Origin of the sequence: Streptomyces viridochromogenes, assembly GCF_001270495.1 — a bacterium.
Lineage (GTDB): Bacteria > Actinomycetota > Actinomycetes > Streptomycetales > Streptomycetaceae > Streptomyces > Streptomyces viridochromogenes_A.
On record NZ_LGUR01000130.1, the window covers coordinates 1 to 343 of the forward strand.

Genomic DNA, 343 nt, shown 5'->3' on the forward strand with positions numbered 1-343 from the left:
CACCCGAAGTCGGCCTCGCCAACGACATGTTGCTGTACCTGTCGCTGACGGTGGCGGCAGCACTCCTCGGCGGCCTGCTGCCGGCACTGGCCTCGGCGGGGGTGGGCTCCCTGCTGCTGACCTGGTACTTCACCCCGCCCGTCCCCACCCCGACCATCCCCCACCCGAAGAACATGGTCGCCATCGCGATCTTCATCGGCGTGGCGGTCTCGGGCCCCTCGGTCGTGGACCTCCCCGCCCGCCCCACCCACCAGGCGGCCCGGCTGCGCGCCGAGTCGGAGATCCTCTCCTTCCTCGCCGGCAACGTGCTGCGCGGTGAGACCAGCCTGGAGGCGCTGCTCGA

Annotated in this window: 1 protein-coding gene; it reads left to right on the plus strand. The window is 71.7% G+C overall.

The window, feature by feature from the left end; genetic code table 11:
• Positions 1-343, plus strand: a 343-nt coding sequence (locus tag ADK36_RS15320; RefSeq protein WP_159391156.1) for a DUF4118 domain-containing protein, incomplete at both ends; no start/stop codon positions are given.